The sequence below is a fragment of the Marinobacterium mangrovicola genome, from assembly GCF_004339595.1.
Lineage (GTDB): Bacteria > Pseudomonadota > Gammaproteobacteria > Pseudomonadales > Balneatricaceae > Marinobacterium_D > Marinobacterium_D mangrovicola.
In genome coordinates this window covers 54,066-71,421 of the sequence record NZ_SMFU01000010.1, presented here as the reverse complement: position 1 = coordinate 71,421, position 17,356 = coordinate 54,066, and the positions used below count along the sequence as shown (strand labels likewise).

General features: G+C 56.6%; 13 protein-coding genes. 3 read left to right on the top strand and 10 right to left on the bottom strand.

The window, feature by feature from the left end:
- Window positions 1-9 precede the first annotated feature (9 nt).
- From CLV83_RS15875 to CLV83_RS15865, 3 genes are all read left to right on the top strand, one after another.
- Window positions 10-1,260 (top strand): Zn-dependent hydrolase, encoded by a 1,251-nt coding sequence (locus CLV83_RS15875; protein WP_132294602.1) that lies wholly within the window; start codon window positions 10-12, stop codon window positions 1,258-1,260.
- Window positions 1,261-1,288: 28 nt separating this feature from the next.
- Window positions 1,289-2,308, top strand: a complete 1,020-nt coding sequence (locus CLV83_RS15870) for a histone deacetylase family protein (RefSeq protein ID WP_132294599.1) — start codon at window positions 1,289-1,291, stop codon at window positions 2,306-2,308.
- Window positions 2,309-2,435: 127 nt separating this feature from the next.
- Entirely contained in the window at window positions 2,436-2,735 is a 300-nt protein-coding gene (locus CLV83_RS15865) for a cupin domain-containing protein (RefSeq protein ID WP_132294596.1), read from the top strand.
- Window positions 2,736-2,906: 171 nt separating this feature from the next.
- On the opposite strand, the gene CLV83_RS15860 is transcribed toward CLV83_RS15865, so the two are convergent.
- From CLV83_RS15860 to pilM, 10 genes are all read right to left on the bottom strand, one after another.
- On the bottom strand, window positions 2,907-4,334 hold the full coding sequence (locus CLV83_RS15860) for an FAD-dependent oxidoreductase (protein WP_132294593.1): 1,428 nt from the start codon (window positions 4,332-4,334) through the stop codon (window positions 2,907-2,909).
- A gap of 81 nt (window positions 4,335-4,415) precedes the next feature.
- Window positions 4,416-8,873, bottom strand: coding sequence for a glutamate synthase large subunit (gltB, locus tag CLV83_RS15855; protein WP_132294590.1), 4,458 nt, complete (start codon window positions 8,871-8,873; stop codon window positions 4,416-4,418).
- A 256-nt stretch (window positions 8,874-9,129) separates the two neighbouring features.
- Window positions 9,130-10,683 (bottom strand): AAA family ATPase, encoded by a 1,554-nt coding sequence (locus CLV83_RS15850; protein WP_132294587.1) that lies wholly within the window; start codon window positions 10,681-10,683, stop codon window positions 9,130-9,132.
- 23 nt (window positions 10,684-10,706) lie between these two features.
- Window positions 10,707-11,795 (bottom strand): 3-dehydroquinate synthase, encoded by a 1,089-nt coding sequence (gene aroB / locus CLV83_RS15845; RefSeq protein ID WP_132294584.1) that lies wholly within the window; start codon window positions 11,793-11,795, stop codon window positions 10,707-10,709.
- Between the two features lie 26 nt (window positions 11,796-11,821).
- Entirely contained in the window at window positions 11,822-12,349 is a 528-nt protein-coding gene (aroK, locus tag CLV83_RS15840; protein WP_279387532.1) for a shikimate kinase AroK, read from the bottom strand.
- A gap of 19 nt (window positions 12,350-12,368) precedes the next feature.
- Window positions 12,369-14,486 (bottom strand): type IV pilus secretin PilQ, encoded by a 2,118-nt coding sequence (locus CLV83_RS15835; protein ID WP_243642411.1) that lies wholly within the window; start codon window positions 14,484-14,486, stop codon window positions 12,369-12,371.
- A 15-nt stretch (window positions 14,487-14,501) separates the two neighbouring features.
- The gene (locus tag CLV83_RS15830; RefSeq protein WP_243642410.1) at window positions 14,502-14,999 is read right to left on the bottom strand and encodes a pilus assembly protein PilP; all 498 of its coding nucleotides are present in this window, start codon (window positions 14,997-14,999) and stop codon (window positions 14,502-14,504) included.
- Window positions 15,000-15,060: 61 nt separating this feature from the next.
- Window positions 15,061-15,666 carry a type IV pilus inner membrane component PilO gene (locus tag CLV83_RS15825; RefSeq protein WP_132295240.1) on the bottom strand — a complete coding sequence of 202 codons (606 nt, stop codon included), beginning with the start codon at window positions 15,664-15,666 and terminating at the stop codon, window positions 15,061-15,063.
- Between the two features lie 2 nt (window positions 15,667-15,668).
- The gene (locus CLV83_RS15820; RefSeq protein WP_132294581.1) at window positions 15,669-16,220 is read right to left on the bottom strand and encodes a PilN domain-containing protein; all 552 of its coding nucleotides are present in this window, start codon (window positions 16,218-16,220) and stop codon (window positions 15,669-15,671) included.
- Window positions 16,221-16,231: 11 nt separating this feature from the next.
- On the bottom strand, window positions 16,232-17,287 hold the full coding sequence (gene pilM / locus CLV83_RS15815) for a type IV pilus assembly protein PilM (protein WP_132294578.1): 1,056 nt from the start codon (window positions 17,285-17,287) through the stop codon (window positions 16,232-16,234).
- Window positions 17,288-17,356 lie beyond the last annotated feature (69 nt).

Genomic DNA, 17,356 nt, shown 5'->3' with positions numbered 1-17,356 from the left:
GGAGTTCCCATGCAAGGTCTGAACATCAACGCTGAGCGCCTCTGGCAGTCTCTGATGGCGATCGGCGATATTGGCCATGTCGATGTGCCCGGAAGCAAGGTGGGCGGCTGCCACCGCCTGGCGCTGTCGGAAAAGGACCTTCGCGGCCGCCAGCTGTTTATCGACTGGTGCCGGGCCGAAGGCTGCAGCCTGCGTATCGATGCGATCGGCAATCTGTTCCTGCGCCGTCCGGGGCGCAATAACGACCTGGCGCCGATCGTCACCGGCAGCCACCTGGATACCCAGCCCACCGGCGGTAAATTCGACGGCATCTTCGGCTGCCTGGCCGGGCTGGAAGCGATTCGCGCTCTTAATGAACGGGGTATCGAAACCGAACGCCCCATCGAAGTGGTGGTCTGGACCAACGAAGAGGGTGCACGCTTCAAGCCGGCGATGCTCGGCTCAGGCGTATTCGCCGGCGTGTTTACCCTAGAGGAAGCCCTGGCCAAGACCGATGCGAACGGCGTGACCGTTGCCGACGCTCTACTGCAGGCCGGCTACGACACCGACAACCGCACGCAGACAGAGATACACCGCTATTTCGAACTGCATATCGAGCAGGGCCCGGTGCTGGAGGCGAACAATATCGATCTGGGCATCGTCTCCGGAGTGCTTGGTATGCGCTGGTACCGGGTGCATGTCAGCGGCCAGTCCTGCCATGCAGGTCCCAGCCCCATGGAGATGCGCAACGATGCCCTGGTCGGCAGCGCAAAAATGATCTCCGAGCTGACCGAGATGGCCGCCGCCGGCGGCCCGTCCACCCGCTGTACCATCGGTGAACTCGAGATCCCCTCCGCATCCTGCAACGTATCGCCGGGCGAGGTGATCTTCTCTCTGGACCTGCGCGAAGCGAGCCAGGAGGCGCTGCAAGCCCTGGAAGATAAAGCCAGGGCGCTGATTGAGGCGCTGGCGTCAGCACGCAACCTCAGCGTCAGTATCGAACAGTTCTGGGAGTTACCCGCCTCCCCCTTTGATAGCGGGGCGATCGAACAGATCCGCACGGCCGCTTCCGAGTTCATGCCCGCCGAGCAGTCGATGACCCTGGTCAGCGGCGCCGGTCATGACGCCGTCTACATCAGCCGCGTCGCGCCCACGGCGATGATCTTCGTGCCATCGGAGAACGGTCTGAGCCACAACGAGAAGGAATACACTCCGCCCGAACAGCTGGCCAAGGGCGCCAATCTGCTACTGCATACTCTGCTGCAGGCTGCCAACAGCTGAGCCGTACTTTTCTAAACCGGAGACTGAGATGAAAGCTTTCTACAGTGCCGACCAGAGTCAGCACCATCCCAAATTTTATATGAAGAACGGCAAGGCGATCGCGGCACGGGAACTGCCAGAGCGGGGCGAAATTTTCCTGTCGTCCCTCTCCGGCCTGGAGATTCCGGTCGAAGAGGCCCAGGATTTCGGACCGGGCGTGCTCTCCCGAGTGCATTCTCCTGATTACCTGAACTTTCTCGAAACCGCCTATGAGCAGTGGCAGCAGCTGCCGGACGCCAGCGAAGAGATCATCCCCAAGAGCAACCCGTCGCGCTACGCGGCGACCTATCCGGAAGATATCGTCGGCCGCGTCGGTTGGCACCTGATGGACACCTCCTGCCCGGTGGGCCCCGGCACCTGGCGCGGAACCTACGCCTCGGCCCAGACAGCCCAGAGCGCCGCGGATCACGTCGCTCGGGGCGAGGCACGCCATGCTTACGCACTCTGTCGCCCACCTGGCCACCATGCCTATCCGGATGGCGCCGCCGGTTTCTGTTTTATAAACAACTCAGCCGTCGCTGCAGAGCGTCTGCGCGAAACCTTTGAGCGCGTCGCCATCATCGATATCGACCTGCACCACGGCAACGGTACCCAGGCGATCTTCTGGCGCCGCCGTGATGTGATGACCGTCTCTCTCCACGCCGATCCCGCCGGCTGCTACCCCCACTACTGGGGCTATGGTCACGAACGCGGTGAAGGCGAGGGCTACGGCTACAACCTGAATCTGCCGCTGCCGCACGGAACCAGCGACGATGCCTACCTTAATGCGCTGGAGAGCGCCCTGGAGCAGGTGGCCGCCTTTGCACCGGACGCGATTGTGATCGCTCAGGGGCTGGATGCCTCGGAACAGGATCCGTTCGGGGTGCTGGGCATCACCACCGAGGGGTATGCGCGGATCGGCGCACGTCTGCGGCAGCTGGATAAACCCACGGTGATTGTTCAGGAAGGCGGCTACATCTCGCCGATTCTGGGGGATAACCTGGCGGCGGTGCTGAAAAACTTTATCTAGGACAGTGTATCGAGAGCCACACTTACGCAATGGCGGATCAATGTAACGGTTTAAAACCGGCAACCTATCCGCCGTCCTTTTCATTTTAGGATGGCCACAGATTACCGGCCTGAAGGAAACCTTAGAAATGTGTGAAGCAAGCGCAAACTCCACCGCTGTAGCAAACGTCGATGTGGATAACGATGATGTCCGCGTCACCCGCTGGAGTTTCGAACCCGGCGCCGAAACCGGTCACCACCGTCATGAATACGATTACGTGATCACACCGATCACCAACAGCACCATGCAGATCGAAGATGCCGACGGCACTAGGCACGTTGAGATCAAGGCAGGCGTGAGCTACTACCGCCTGGCCGGTGTCGAGCACAATGTAACCAACGCCAGGGACACGCCGATGATCTTTGTCGAGACCGAGCTGAAACGCTGAACGCAGCGTAGATAGAAAGCCGCTTAGATAAACGGCACGAAGGGAACGCAGCCTGCCAACATAAGCCCTGCGGCAGCGACCAGGTACAGTTTTATCACGGCTGTTCTCCTATCGATTCAGAAACGAAAAAGGCCACCTCTAGGGTGGCCTTTTTACTGTATCGCTCGGAGGTTACACCTCGAGGAAATCCAGAATACCTTCTGCGGCTTCACGGCCTTCGTAGATAGCGGTCACCACCAGGTCAGAACCGCGCACCATATCGCCACCGGCAAAGACCTTGTCGTTGCTGGTCTGGAACGGGAAGCGGCCAGCCGGAGCTTCCTTGGAAGCGATAACGCGGCCATCCTGATGCAGGTCGATCTTCAGCGGCTCAAACCAGGGCGCCGGGCTCGGACGGAAACCGAAGGCAACCAGAACCACGTCGGCATCGATCACCTCTTCGGAACCCTCGACCACTTCAGCACGACGACGGCCGTTCTCATCCGGCTCACCCATGCGGGTGGTCACCAGTTTGAGGCCTGTTACCTTGCCATCTTCGCCAACCACTTCCACCGGCTGACGGTTAAACAGGAACTGCACACCCTCTTCGCGCGCGTTTTCCACTTCGCGCTTGGAGCCCGGCATATTCTCTTCGTCACGACGGTAGGCACAGGTCACGCTTTCAGCGTTCTGACGGATAGAGGTACGGTTACAGTCCATGGCGGTATCACCACCACCGAGTACCACGACCTTCTTGCCGGCAACGCTGATAAACTCTTCCGCCTGCTCGTAGCCACGGCAGTGGTTCACGTTGGAGATCAGGAACGGCAGTGCATCGTAGACGCCATCCAGGTCTTCGCCCGGGAAACCGCCCTTCATATAGGTGTAGGTGCCCATGCCGAGGAAGATCGCATCGTATTCCTTCTCCAGATCTTCGATGCTGATGTCCTTGCCCACCTCGGTGTTAAGGCGGAACTCGACACCCATCTCTGTGAAGATCTCGCGACGTTTTACCATGACGTCTTTTTCGAGCTTGAACTCGGGGATACCGAAGGTCAGCAGACCACCGATCTCCGGGTTACGGTCGAAGACAACCGGCTTGACGCCGTTACGCACCAAAATATCAGCACAACCCAGGCCAGCAGGACCTGCGCCAATCACGGCTACTTTCTTGTCGGTCCAGACCACCTTGGACATGTCCGGCTTCCAGCCCATGGCGAACGCAGTGTCGCTGATGTACTTCTCAACCGGACCGATGGTCACGGCGCCGAAGCCATCGTTCAGGGTGCAGGCGCCTTCGCAGAGACGATCCTGCGGGCAGACACGGCCACAGACTTCCGGCAGAGAGTTGGTCTGGTGGCTCAGCTCTGCCGCTTCCAGCAGGTTGCCTTCAGAAACCAGCTTCAGCCAGTTCGGAATATGGTTGTGCACCGGGCACTTCCAGGAACAGTACGGGTTACCGCAGTCCAGACAACGGTGCGCCTGCTCGGACGCATCGTCGTTGCGAAACGGTTCATAGATCTCGGCGAATTCGCGCTTGCGAACCTCAGCCTGAATTTTGCTCGGCCCTTCACGGGACACATCGAGGAACTGAAAATCGTTACTCAGACGGTTAGGCATAGTCCCACCTCTTTCAGGTCACCCGGGCCTCGGCCCGGGCGATCAATATTACGGAAAACCAGATCGTTAAGCGGCCGGAACTTACTCCGGACGCTTGCGCATGCTGTCGAGCAGCTGATTCAGGCTTGCAGCCTTGGGTTTAACCAGCCAGAACAACCCGATGTAATCGATGAAGTTCTCAAGCAGTTCCTGACCCCAGGCGCTGCCGGTTTCCCGGGTATATTCGATGATCACGGAACGCAGGTGGTTCTTGTACTGCTCCATCTGCTCGGTATGGATACGGTGGATCTCGACCAGTTCGTGGTTGTACTTGTCGACGAAGGTACGATCCTTGTCGAAGACGTAAGCAAAACCACCGGTCATGCCGGCACCGAAGTTGTAACCGGTTTCACCCAGCACGGTGACCATACCGCCAGTCATGTACTCACAGCAGTGATCGCCGGCACCTTCGATAACGGCATGAACACCGGAGTTACGTACGCCGAAACGTTCGCCGGCACGGCCCGCTGCGAACAATTTGCCGCCGGTGGCGCCGTACAGACAGGTGTTACCGATGATCGCGGTCTCGTTGGACGCGAAAGTCACCTCGTCGAACGGACGGATCACCAGCTTGCCACCGGCCATGCCCTTACCGACGTAGTCGTTGGCATCACCTTCAAGGTAGAGATTCTGACCGCCGGCGTTCCAGACACCGAAGGACTGACCTGCATGCCCCTTGAAGTGGAACTCGATCGGCGTATCAACCATACCCAGGTTGCCATGTACCTTGGCGATAGCACCGGAAGTACGTGCACCCACTGAGCGGTCGCAGTTACAGATCTCAAGTTCCCACTTGCCGCCGGACTTGTGCAGAATCGCGTCTGCAGTCAGCTCCTGCATGCGGTTGTTCAGCTCACCCAGATCGTACGGCTCGTTGCGATGCTGCTGCACTGTCTGCGGGTATTCGGCCGGGATACCGGCGTCGCTGATCAGGCCGGACAGATCCAGACCTTTCTGACGCTCGGTCTGACCTTCGATCGCCTCGAGCAGATCGACACGGCCCACCAGCTCTTCCAGCGTGTGCACGCCCAGCTTGGCCATCCACTCGCGGGTCTCTTCAGCCACAAAGCGGAAGTAGTTCTTGACCATTTCCACGGTACCGCGGAAGTGATCACGACGCAGTTCATCGTTCTGGGTAGCGACACCGGTGGCGCAGTTGTTCAGGTGGCAGATACGCAGGTACTTACAGCCCAGCGCCACCATCGGCATGGTACCGAAACCGAAGCTCTCGGCGCCCAGAATCGCAGCCTTGACCACGTCCAGACCGGTCTTCAGACCACCATCTGTCTGCAGGCGGATCTTGCCACGCAGGTGGTTGGCACGCAGCGACTGGTGCGCGTCCACCAGGCCCAGCTCCCAGGGAGAACCGGCGTAGTGGATAGAGGTCAGCGGAGATGCCGCTGTACCGCCGTCGTAACCGGAAATAGTGATCAGGTCCGCGTAGGCCTTGGCCACACCGCAGGCGATGGTGCCGACACCCGGACGGGATACCAGCTTCACTGATACCTGACCTTCAGGGTTCACCTGTTTTAGGTCGAAGATCAGCTGCGCCAGGTCCTCGATAGAGTAGATATCGTGGTGCGGCGGCGGAGAGATCAGGGTCACGCCCGGTACGGAGTAACGCAGACGCGCGATCAGGTCGTTGACCTTGCCGCCCGGCAGCTGACCGCCCTCACCCGGCTTGGCGCCCTGAGCTACCTTGATCTGCATAACATCGGCGTTGACCAGATATTCCGGTGTCACACCGAAACGACCGGATGCGACCTGTTTGATCTTGGAGCGTTTCATGGTGCCATGACGCGCCGGATCTTCACCACCTTCACCGGAGTTGGAGCGGCCGCCCAGCTCGTTCATCGCCATCGCCAGCGCTTCGTGCGCTTCCGGTGACAGAGCACCGAGGGACATGGCGGCGGAGTCAAAGCGCGGGAACAGTCTCTCGGCCGGCTCGACTTCATCGATTGAGATCGACTTGACGTCCTTGCGCAGCGCAAGCATGTCACGCAGCGTGGCGATACCACGGTTGTTTACCAGGTCGGCGTAGCGGTTGTAGGCACGCTTGTCACCGGTAGTGACCGCTTCATGGATGGTTTTAACCACATCCGGGTTGTAGGCGTGGTATTCGCCTTCAAACTTGTACTTCAGCAGGCCGCCCGGACGGATCGGCTTACGCGCGCTCCAGGCTTCCTTGGCGAGCACTTCCTGCTCGGCCTGGAAGTGTTCAAAACGGGCACCCTGGATACGGCTGGTAACGCCCTTGAAGCAGAGATCAACGATCTCGGAGCTCAGGCCCACCGCCTCAAACAACTGGGCACCGCGGTAAGAGGTGATCGCAGAGATACCCATCTTCGACAGGATCTTGAACAGGCCCTTGTCGATGCCCTTGCGATACTTCTCGTGGCTGTCCAGCGGAGACATCTGAATCTCGCCGGTGCTGCACAGATCGTTGAGTACACGGTACGCCAGGTACGGGTAAACCGCGGTGGCACCGAAACCGAACAGTACGGCGAAGTGGTGCGGATCGCGGGCGCTACCGGTTTCAACAATGATGTTGGCATCGGTACGCAGGCCCTTGTCGATCAGGTAGTGGTGTACAGCACCGGTGGCCATGGCCGCATGGATAGGTACAAAGCCCTGACGGATCTTGGCGTCGGACAGGATAATCAGCACCTTGCCGTTACGGACAGCGGCTTCCACTGACTCGCACAGGTTCTCGATCGCTTCCTTCAGGGATAGCTTGCTCGGATCGTAGTTCAGATCCAGCTGGATCGGCTCAAAGCCTTCAACGTTGTTGTCGCGCAGGCGGTTGAACTTGCTGGCGGAGAGCACCGGCATGGTCAGGATCACACGACGAGCGTGCTCCGGCGTCTCTTCAAAGACGTTACGCTCACGGCCAATACAGGTTTCCAGCGACATGACGATCGATTCACGCAGCGGATCGATCGGCGGGTTGGTTACCTGAGCAAACTGCTGACGGAAGTAATCATAGGGAGAACGAATCTGCTTCGACAGCACAGCCATCGGCTTGTCGTCACCCATGGAACCAACCGCTTCCATGCCCGCCTCACCGAGGGGGCGAATGATCTGATCGCGCTCTTCATAGGTGAGGTTGAACATCTTCATATGAGCGCGGACTTCATCGGCACTCATTTCAGGGAAGGAGCGGGACTCCTCGGTCAGGTTCATGGTGTTCTCAAGGCGCAGAGCATTGTCCTTGAGCCACTGTTTATACGGCTTGGCCTTTTTCAGGCGGTTGTCCACATCGGCGGTGTGCATCACTTCGCCGGTTTCGGTATCGATCGCCAGGATCTGACCCGGTCCAACGCGGCCCTGAGCCACGATATCGGACGGCTGGTAAGCAAATACACCGATCTCGGATGCGGTACAGATCATGTTGTCGCGGGTCATTACCCAGCGAGACGGGCGCAGGCCGTTACGGTCAAGCATACAGACCGCATAGCGACCGTCGGTCATCACCATACCGGCGGGACCGTCCCAGGGCTCCATGTGCATGGAGTTGTACTCGTAGAACGCGCGCAGCTCGGAGTCCATGGTGTCGACGTTCTGCCAGGCCGGCGGAACGATCATGCGAACCGCACGATACAGATCCATGCCGCCCACCAGAAGGAACTCCAGCATGTTATCCATGCTCGAAGAGTCTGAGCCAGTGGTATTTACGATCGGCTGCAGCTCATTCAGGTTCGGCAGTTCCGGGGTCACAAACTTGGGCGCACGGGCGCGGGCCCAGTTACGGTTACCCTCGATGGTGTTGATTTCACCATTGTGTGCCAGAAAACGGAACGGCTGTGCCAGCGGCCAGCGCGGCGCCGTATTCGTAGAGAAACGCTGGTGGTAGGTACACACCGCCGTTTCCAGACGCGGATCAGCCAGGTCTTTGAAGAAGACCGGCAGGTCTACCGGCATGGTCAGACCTTTGTAGCTGACCACGCGGTGAGACAGGGTACAGATATAGAAGTCGGGATCGGCCTGCAGCGCAATCTCAGCCTTGCGACGTGCTGAGAACAGAGCCACGGTGAGCTCACGCTCGCTCTGGGTCGGCGCATTGACGAACACCTGCTCGATCTGTGGCAGCGTATCGCGTGCAATCGGACCCAGGCAGGACTGGTCTGTCGGCACCACTCGCCAGCCGACCACATCCAGGCCCTGAGCCTTGAGTTCTGCATCCAGAGTATCGCGAGCTGCCTGAGCTGCTGCCGCTTCACGTGACAGGAATACCATGCCTACGGCAAAGTTTTCCGCCAGCTCGGCATCCAGGTCCTCGCGAACCACTTCGCGCATGAAACCTTTCGGCATCTGCATCAGCAGACCGCAGCCATCACCTGTTTTACCGTCGGCGGCAATACCACCGCGGTGAGTCATGCAGGCGAGTGCCTCGATCGCTTTTTCAAGCACGCTGTGGCTAGCCTGGCCCTGCATGTGGGCCATCAGGCCGAAGCCACAGTTATCCTTGAATTCACCAGGCTGATAAAGACCTTTGCTCATAAGCCAATCCCACTAAAAACCAATTAAATCAATTATTTAAACTATATCTCTTTTCCCGACTTCAGCGTTTGCGGACGAAAAGGGACAGCAATATTACACTTCGCCCCCCGTCGGGACAAATAGTGAACAAACCGCACGAAAGCATAAGCCACCGACAACAGGGGCTTATAAGGGGATTTTTATCGATAAGGAGCGCGTCTACGGGATATTTCTATAGATTAACGAAAATCCGCCGTCCTTTACTCTTCAGGAAATGTTATTTGCTTATATCTGATTTAACCCCGGCGATAGAACGCGCCCAGGGCCTCAGTTTTCGCAAATCCTCGGGCAGTGTCTGCACCGCTGCCATCGCGGATTCGCGGCTGGCAAACTGGCCATAAACCACCACGTGCCAGGGGGCCCCTTTGTACATAGTCCTGAAATAATAGAACCTTTCAGGTTGGGGCTGTGCACGGATAAAACGCTCGACACTATCTGCCGCGCGGGCACCCAGTAATTGCAGAGTATAGCCGTCATCTGGCCAACGCAGAAGTTCATCCGCACGCAACAGTTCGTGGCCATCGTTCGCCACTTCGTTGGTGGCGGACTTGGCAGGCTTATCCTCGCGGGGAGCTTCGGCTTTCACCTGCTCGACCGGCTGTTTTTTGGCCGCCGTCACATCAGCTGTCGCTGACGGCGCAGCGGTCGGTTCGACCTCAGCAACGACAGGCGCGGATGTTTCTTCATCGGCTGTTCCCGATTCACTTACCGGCGTTTGATTCTCAGCCGCGGCCTCATCTTCTGCTGCGGCAACATCGGGAGCCGCTTCAGCAAAGTCAGGTGCCACAACTTCAACTTCACCCGTAGCGGAGTCGCGCTGTTCCTGCGTAGATTCTTCGAGACGGGCTTCCTGTTCAGCCAGACGGTCACTCAGATCGGAGCGTACCTCGATCACTTCGGGCTCTTCATCACGACTTGCAACAGGTATATCCAGCGGTAACTCGACGCGTGCGGTTTCCTGCTGTTCTGGCTCTTCCTCAGCACCCGGCAGAAACAGCCAGAGCGCGCCAGCGAAGATTACAACCAGCACTGCGGCGATGGCCGCCATGTGTATCGGGGGTAAGGGGAAAGCGCGCTTAACCGGCCGCTGCACCTTACCGTCGTGCAGATCACCCTGTACCAGGCGATATAACCGGCCGGGATAAGCATCACTTTCTTCAATCAGATCCCTCAGGCGGCGTTTAGGCAGCATCCCGCCGGTGGGGAGAAGCGATTCTACAAACTCCTGAGCCTCATCCTCGTCAAACGCGCCAAGCACCTGAACATGCAAACGTCCATCGAGGAGCTGATCAAGCTCATTCGCCAGAAAGCGCTGCTCAAATTCAGGCGTACCAGTCAGCACGACGCGGGGAGCAGCATCTTCAAGCAATGCAAAGTTGGTCAGTAACTCAAGAGCGTTATTGGTCAGATAGTCGGCATCGTCTATCAGCAACACCAACGGAATACCCGCTTCGTGCAGACTGCGACTCAACTGGTGCAGCTCTTTCAGACGCTGGCGATTATCCGCGTCCGCTGGACAATCGATGGCAAAGGCTTCGGTAAGCAGCTTGAGCAGGCGTGTTACATCGACACTCGAATCGCACTGGATAATCCCCTCACGCGCAGGGCTATCGCCATTTTGCACTTCCAGCTGCTTGAGTACCGTACTGCGTCCGCTGCCATCTTCGCCGATGATCAGCATCATCAGATCGGAAAAACGCAGTAGATGACGCAGTTTGGAAGCCAGCTGAACGCGGGAGACCGGCTCAAAGTAACGCATATCGGTGTCCATGGAGGGGAGCGGCTCCTTCTGCCCTAAATCTGTCCGAGATTGGATTCCGCTGTCAGTGTTTGGTTCAACAGGACTGGATCGACCTCATCGGTGACAACCGCCTCTCCGATGGAGCGCATCAGCACCAACCGCAGACGACCATCCAGCACTTTTTTATCCACGGCCATCAAGCGGATAAACTCCTCGGGCGTCATCGACTTTGGAGCCACCACAGGCAAACCTGCCGCGATTAGCAGATCGCGAATACGGGCAACATCATCACGGCAAAGCCAGCCCATGCGCGCAGACAGATCTGCAGCCATCAGCATCCCCGTACCCACCGCTTCACCATGCAACCAGGCGCCATAGCCCTGTGAGGTCTCAATGGCATGGCCGAAGGTATGGCCAAGATTAAGCAGCGCCCGGATACCCGACTCACGTTCATCCTGGGCGACCACTTCAGCCTTGATTTCGCAGGAGCGGTGAATAGCCTGGGTCAACGCAGCCTGATCGCGCTGACGCAGTGAGTCCATATTTGCTTCGAGCCAATCAAAAAACGCAGCGTCATAGATAAGACCGTATTTGATCACCTCGGCCAGCCCGGCAGACAGCTCCCGCTCAGGCAGCGTATTCAGCGCATCGGTATCGGCAATCACAGCGACCGGCTGATGGAAAGCGCCGATCATATTCTTGCCCAGCGGATGATTCACACCGGTTTTGCCACCCACCGACGAGTCCACCTGTGACAGCAGGGTCGTAGGCACCTGGATAAAGGTCACGCCGCGCTGATAACAGGCTGCGGCAAAGCCGGTCATATCACCGACTACACCTCCGCCGAGAGCAACCAGCGTCGTGGTCCGGTTGTGGCGTTTTTCCAGCAGTGCATCGAATATCAGATTGAGATGTTCGAGGTCCTTGAAGCTCTCGCCATCCGGCAAAATTACCGTATCAACATTGGCCGCTGAAAACTGCGATTTAAGTTTTTCGAGGTATAGGGGGGCAACGGTTTCGTTGCTGACAATCATCACTTGCCGCCCCTTGAGATGCTTTTCCAGCAGGGGCTGTTCAATTAGGTTTTCTCCGATGTAAATCGGATAACTGCGATCACCTAGATCGACGGTCAACATTTGCATGGAACAACACTCTTGGGATCAGACATTCAGAGGGGGTTGGAAAGCGCACGCTGCTTGTTCAACTGTCTGACGATCTCGGCGACAACACTGCGCGGGTGGCGCCTATCGGTTTTGACCACCAGATCACAGCATTCCATATACAGGGGATCGCGTTCGCCCATCAGCTTCATCAACACACCGCGGGGATCATCATCCTGCAACAGAGGACGATTCTTGTCCCGTGCAGTACGTTCCATCTGCTGGTCTACCGAGGTTTTCAGGTAAACAACAAACCCATGTGCCTGCAGATTGGTCCGATTTTCTGGCCTCAGCACCGCACCACCACCTGTGGCGAGAACGATGTTTTCGCGCTGTGTCAGCTGTTCAATCACCGCCTGTTCCCGGTTTCGGAAACCGACTTCACCTTCCACGTCAAAAATCCACGGGATATCGGCACCGGCTCGCGCTTCGATTTCCCGGTCGGAGTCCACATACTCCTGGTTCAGTTCACCTGAAAGCAAACGCCCTATGGTGCTCTTTCCAGAGCCCATAGGGCCAATAAGAAAAACGTTCAACGACAGTGTTACCTTAGTACTACCTGACTGTCAGAGACTCACGTACCAGCTTGGGTGTAATGAATATCAGCAGTTCTTGTTTATCACTTGACGTGACACGCTGCTTGAACAGATTACCCAACACAGGAATATCGCCCAGGACAGGTGTTTTATACTCGTCATTAGTATCTGAGGTAATAAAGATACCACCGAGTACTACGGTATCGCCATCGGGAACGCTAATTGACGTCTGCAGAGAGTTGGTATCGATGATCAGTTCACCGTTCGGTGCAGCACCTGCTACGGAGTCTTTATTGATATCGATATCAAGACTGATACGGTCGCCCGGGTTGATCTGCGGGGTCACATCCAGACTCAGCTCAACCTCTTCAAACTCGGTATCAACAGTACCATCATCGTTGGTCTGATAAGGAACTTTCTGACCAGAAGAGATCCGCGCCGGATTACCGTTGGTTGTAATAACCTTGGGCTGGGAAACGATGTTGACGCGGCCATCACTTTCCATCGCAGAGAGTTCTGCTGCCAGCAATACGCTGCTGCTTGCGAAGCCAATTGAAAGCGCACTTGTAGTGCTCGCGCCGTAATCCACAGCCAGACCAGCAATATCACCTACGTCAGTAGCAGTACCCAATCCAAGCAGGTCATCCTGGACGCCACCCACGTTGAAGTTGTTACCGTTAATGCTGCCTGAAGTACCAAAGCCCCAGCGAATACCGAGCTCACGGGAATCAGACTCAGACGCTTCCACGATACGCGCTTCGATCAGAATCTGCGCCACTTCAACGTCGAACCGACCCAGGGTACGGCGGATATCCTCAATCTGCGCGGCAGTTTCACGAATCATCAGCACATTTGTCTGATCATCGGCCAGAATAAAGCCACGCTCCGAAATCAGCTTCGCCGCTTCGATATGCCCTTTCAGGTCTGAAGCCCGACGGAAGTCAATCTGGATAAACTCAGTCACCAGCGGTGCCAGCTCTTCAACCTGCTTCTGGCTCTCCAGCTCCTGCTGCTCACGCTGAGAGATTTCCTGAGCTGTACCGATCATCAGCACGTTGCCCACTTCACGCTTATCCAGACCTTTGGTCTTGAGGATAATATCCAGTGCCTGGTCCCAAGGAACGTTTTTCAGACGCAGGGTAATATTGCCGGCGCTGCTATCGACCTGATCGCTGATCACCAGGTTCATCTCTGCCACTTCAGCGATGATCTGCAAGATGGAGCGCACAGACACATCCTGGAAGTTCAGATCGATCTTTTCACCATCATAAGGGAAGGCATCACGACCATTTTCCTGCTCATCCGCGGTGATCGGTTTGAAGTCCACATAGAGCTGATTACCGGTCTGGTAGGCCATGTAGTCGTAAGGCTCGGCAGACGGCTTAATCAACAGGGAAGTATTTTCGCCGTTGACCATGGAATCAATAAACATAACAGGCGTTGCGAAATCCTGAACGTCAACACGCTGCTCCAGGTTAGGAGACAGGCCCGCGCCGACCAGGTTCACGACAACATTATTGCCTTCCTCGATGATATCGAGACCGGCTTCATCATCACTCATGGTGACCACGACGCGACCACCACCTGCTTCGATGCGCTCGAAGTCGATCCCCTGCACTCGCGTGCGGCCATCCTGCATCGCGCTCATGTTGGCAGGCTTGTTACTGCTCTGAATCGGCTGTTTTGCAGCAACCACATCCGCACCGGAAGAACCGGAGAACTGGACGAACAAACTGTTGTTTTCGGTGTAGGTACGGTAGTCGACGGGCTCATTCAGGTTGGCGACTATGCGCAGGCGTCCCTCAGCCTGAGCAAAGTTCAGGCTATCGACCTGTCCCGTTTCAATATCCAGCTGACGGGAGCCCAGCTCATTGCTCACCCCCAGCAGATCCAGCACCAACCGAGGCGGACTATCGATCAGATAAGCCTTGGGCGAAGGCGGAGGCGTATCAAAGTCCAGACGCACTTCCAACTTACCACCGGGCAGCGCGACAAACGATGAGTTCGTCAACTGGGCATCTTGTGCAGAAGCCTGGATGGAAAATGCCAACGCGAGCGCCCCGAGGACCATCGCCTTGAGCCAAGTGCCAGCTCCGGAAAGCAACCGACTTTTGTAGTTACCGTTAATTCTTTTCACAGTCAGCATCCTTCGTTATTCCTGCTCCGGCATCGCCAGGTTTCTTGGCCGGTTCATCCAGCCTCCACGCCCGTTCGATACGATCTCGATCAGCTTCACACTTTCATCACTTACTTCGACCACTTCGCCGTAATCCAGCCCCATGTGGTCACCCAGAGTTACGCGATGGATCTCGCCCTCGTTATCCCTGACCAGAGCGTAGAGTCCAGAGTTATCCAGCGGCGTGATCGTACCGACCATACGCAACTGATCAATCGCAAAGTTCTCGAGGTAATCCTTGGGACGATCCTGATCAGGCTTGATACCCGAATCTGGAGCGGCAATCTCATCCGCTTCAGATGCCGGTATCAACGCCTGGAAGGGATCACGAAGACTAGAGCCCTCGTAGACAAAGCTCTCGTAGGGCTTAAATTCCGGCAGAGGCTCTATCTTACCGCCGGGTTTTGCCATAGTGGTCGACACGAACTGACGCAGATCCGTCGTATCTTCAACCCACAAACAGCCCGAGGTCATTACTGTCGCCAGGGCTAGAGCCACCCATGTCCGGCGTCGCACTCCAGGTGCGCTTGCTGCTTCAGTTCGTATCATCATAGCGATAGGTCTTGGCACTGATAGACATTGACAGCATGTTGCCGCCGCTCGGTCGAATCGAATAATCATGCAGCGTTACGATACGCTTGATCGCGGCAACGCCACTGACGAATTCGCCCATCTGGTGGTAAGTTCCCCGCACCTGAATACTGATCGGCAATTCGACATAAAACTGGGATTTCCGCTCGGCCTGCAGTGCAATACTGTCGATGCTGAGCCCGGCATTACGGCCGATGGCGGTAATATCCTCAAGCAGACCAGGTACTTCCTTGTCGGTCGGAAGCTGGCGTAGCAGTTCAGCGAAGCGTCCTTCCACATCAGCCATCTGCTTACGCAGAGCCGGGAGATTAGCCACCTGAAACGCCTTGGATTCAAACTGCTGCTTGAGATCGTTCTCGTTACGAACCTCCCGCTCCACCGCATCGTGCTTGTCGACGACGATAAAATAGATACCGGCGCCGACGATCGCAGAAAACAGCAGCAGATAAACGATTGCTTTGACTCCCACCGGCCAGGTGCCAGCGGAGTTGATATCTAGATCATTGGGGTCGAACCCGCGGAAGGCGTTTTTCAGACCATCAAGATTCATGCTCACTTGCCAGTCTCCTCAGCCTTGGGTTTAGCCAGCGGAACCGACAGGTTGAACTCACGCATCTGATTGGATGCCTGAACCCTTGACAGGCTGGGCTCTCCAAACCAGATCGAACCTTCCAGATTACGCATCAAAGTGGAAACATCGTCGTTATCGTTGGCGAGGCCATTGATACCGATCCTGTCACCCGTACGGGTGAGTGAGCTGTAGTAAAGATCGTCGGGCAGCACCCGCACCAACTCATCGAAGTTACGCACGATAACCGGGCGGTTACCCTGCAGCTCCTGAATCGCGTTAAGACGCTCAAGGAGGCGCTCACGTTTACGACGCAGTTCGCTTATTTCGGCGATTTTCTGGTCGAGTTTGGAAATTTCACCGCGAAGATAATTGTTACGAGCCTGCTGTCGGTCCATCTGCATGTCATAGTAATAACTGACCGCAAACACCGTCACCGCCGCAAGCACAGCCGCTGCTACGAGGTTACCCAGAAACCGCTTCTGCAGCAGGGCGTTACGTTCCTCGCGCCAGGGTCTGAGGTTAATACGCGCCATAGTCTATTTCCCTACCTGTCAAAACTTCTCAGTGCCAAGCCACAGGCCTTGGCCAGCATTGGCGCATCCTTGACCAGTCGATCCTGATTCAGGCGCTGGCCTACTCGAATGTTCACGAAGGGATTTAACAGCTTGGACGGCACACCGATCTCCTCTGCCATAAGCTCAGCCAACCCATCGATTCCAGCGGTACCTCCGGCGACATAAAGCTCGGAAAGCTGACTCTGAGCTCCGGACGAGTAAAAAAACTGCAGCGCCCTGGAAACTTGCTGAACCACCGACTGTCTGAAGGGCATGACCAGCATTTCGACAATCTCGTCATCTAGGCCGCCGCCGCGGAGTTTCTGTTCAACTTCAGAGACTTCGATACCGTATTGCTGGTGGATTGCGTTGGTCAATTCGTTACCGCCGAACGCTTGTTCGCGGTTGTATACGATTTTGCCATCGCGGAACACGTTGAGTGTCAGCGTCGCAGCCCCTACATCGACAAGCCCGACCAGGCCGCCTGGTTCAGCGGGATCGAGCAGCGGCAGCAAACGTTCGACAGCGAAGGTGTCGACATCGACGATTTCGCATTGCAGCTGGGCAGAGTTGACGGCGTCTTCGCGGTTGGAAACATCCTCGCGACGGCAGGCAACGAGAAGCACTTCGTTGAGTGAGGCATGGTTTTCCACCGGCCCGACTACTTCAAAGTCCAAGGCAACCTCATCGAGTGCATAGGGGATAAACTGATCGGCCTCAATCTTCACCTGTTCTTCGAGTTCCATTTCGGCGAAGACGTTGGAGATTTCGAGGCGCTTTGTAATAACAGCAGATGACGGAACAGCGACGACCGCATGTTTAAGTTTGGAACCACAAATCTTGATCCCACGCTCAATCGCTTCTGAGACCTCGGCTTGGTTTTCCACACTGCCATCGACGACGGCGGTTGGAGGCAGGGAGACTATCGCATAGGAGTCGACCTGGTAATCACGGCCCTGCTGAGAGAGCGATACCAGCTTGACAGAAGAAGATCCTATGTCTACGCCCACCCAGCCAGCATTTTTATTACCGAACAAGCTGACCACGACATTTTCCTTATATCTCTGAGTAACAGTCCAAGTGTCACTATGTGTGTCACTTTAGTCTCAATAATG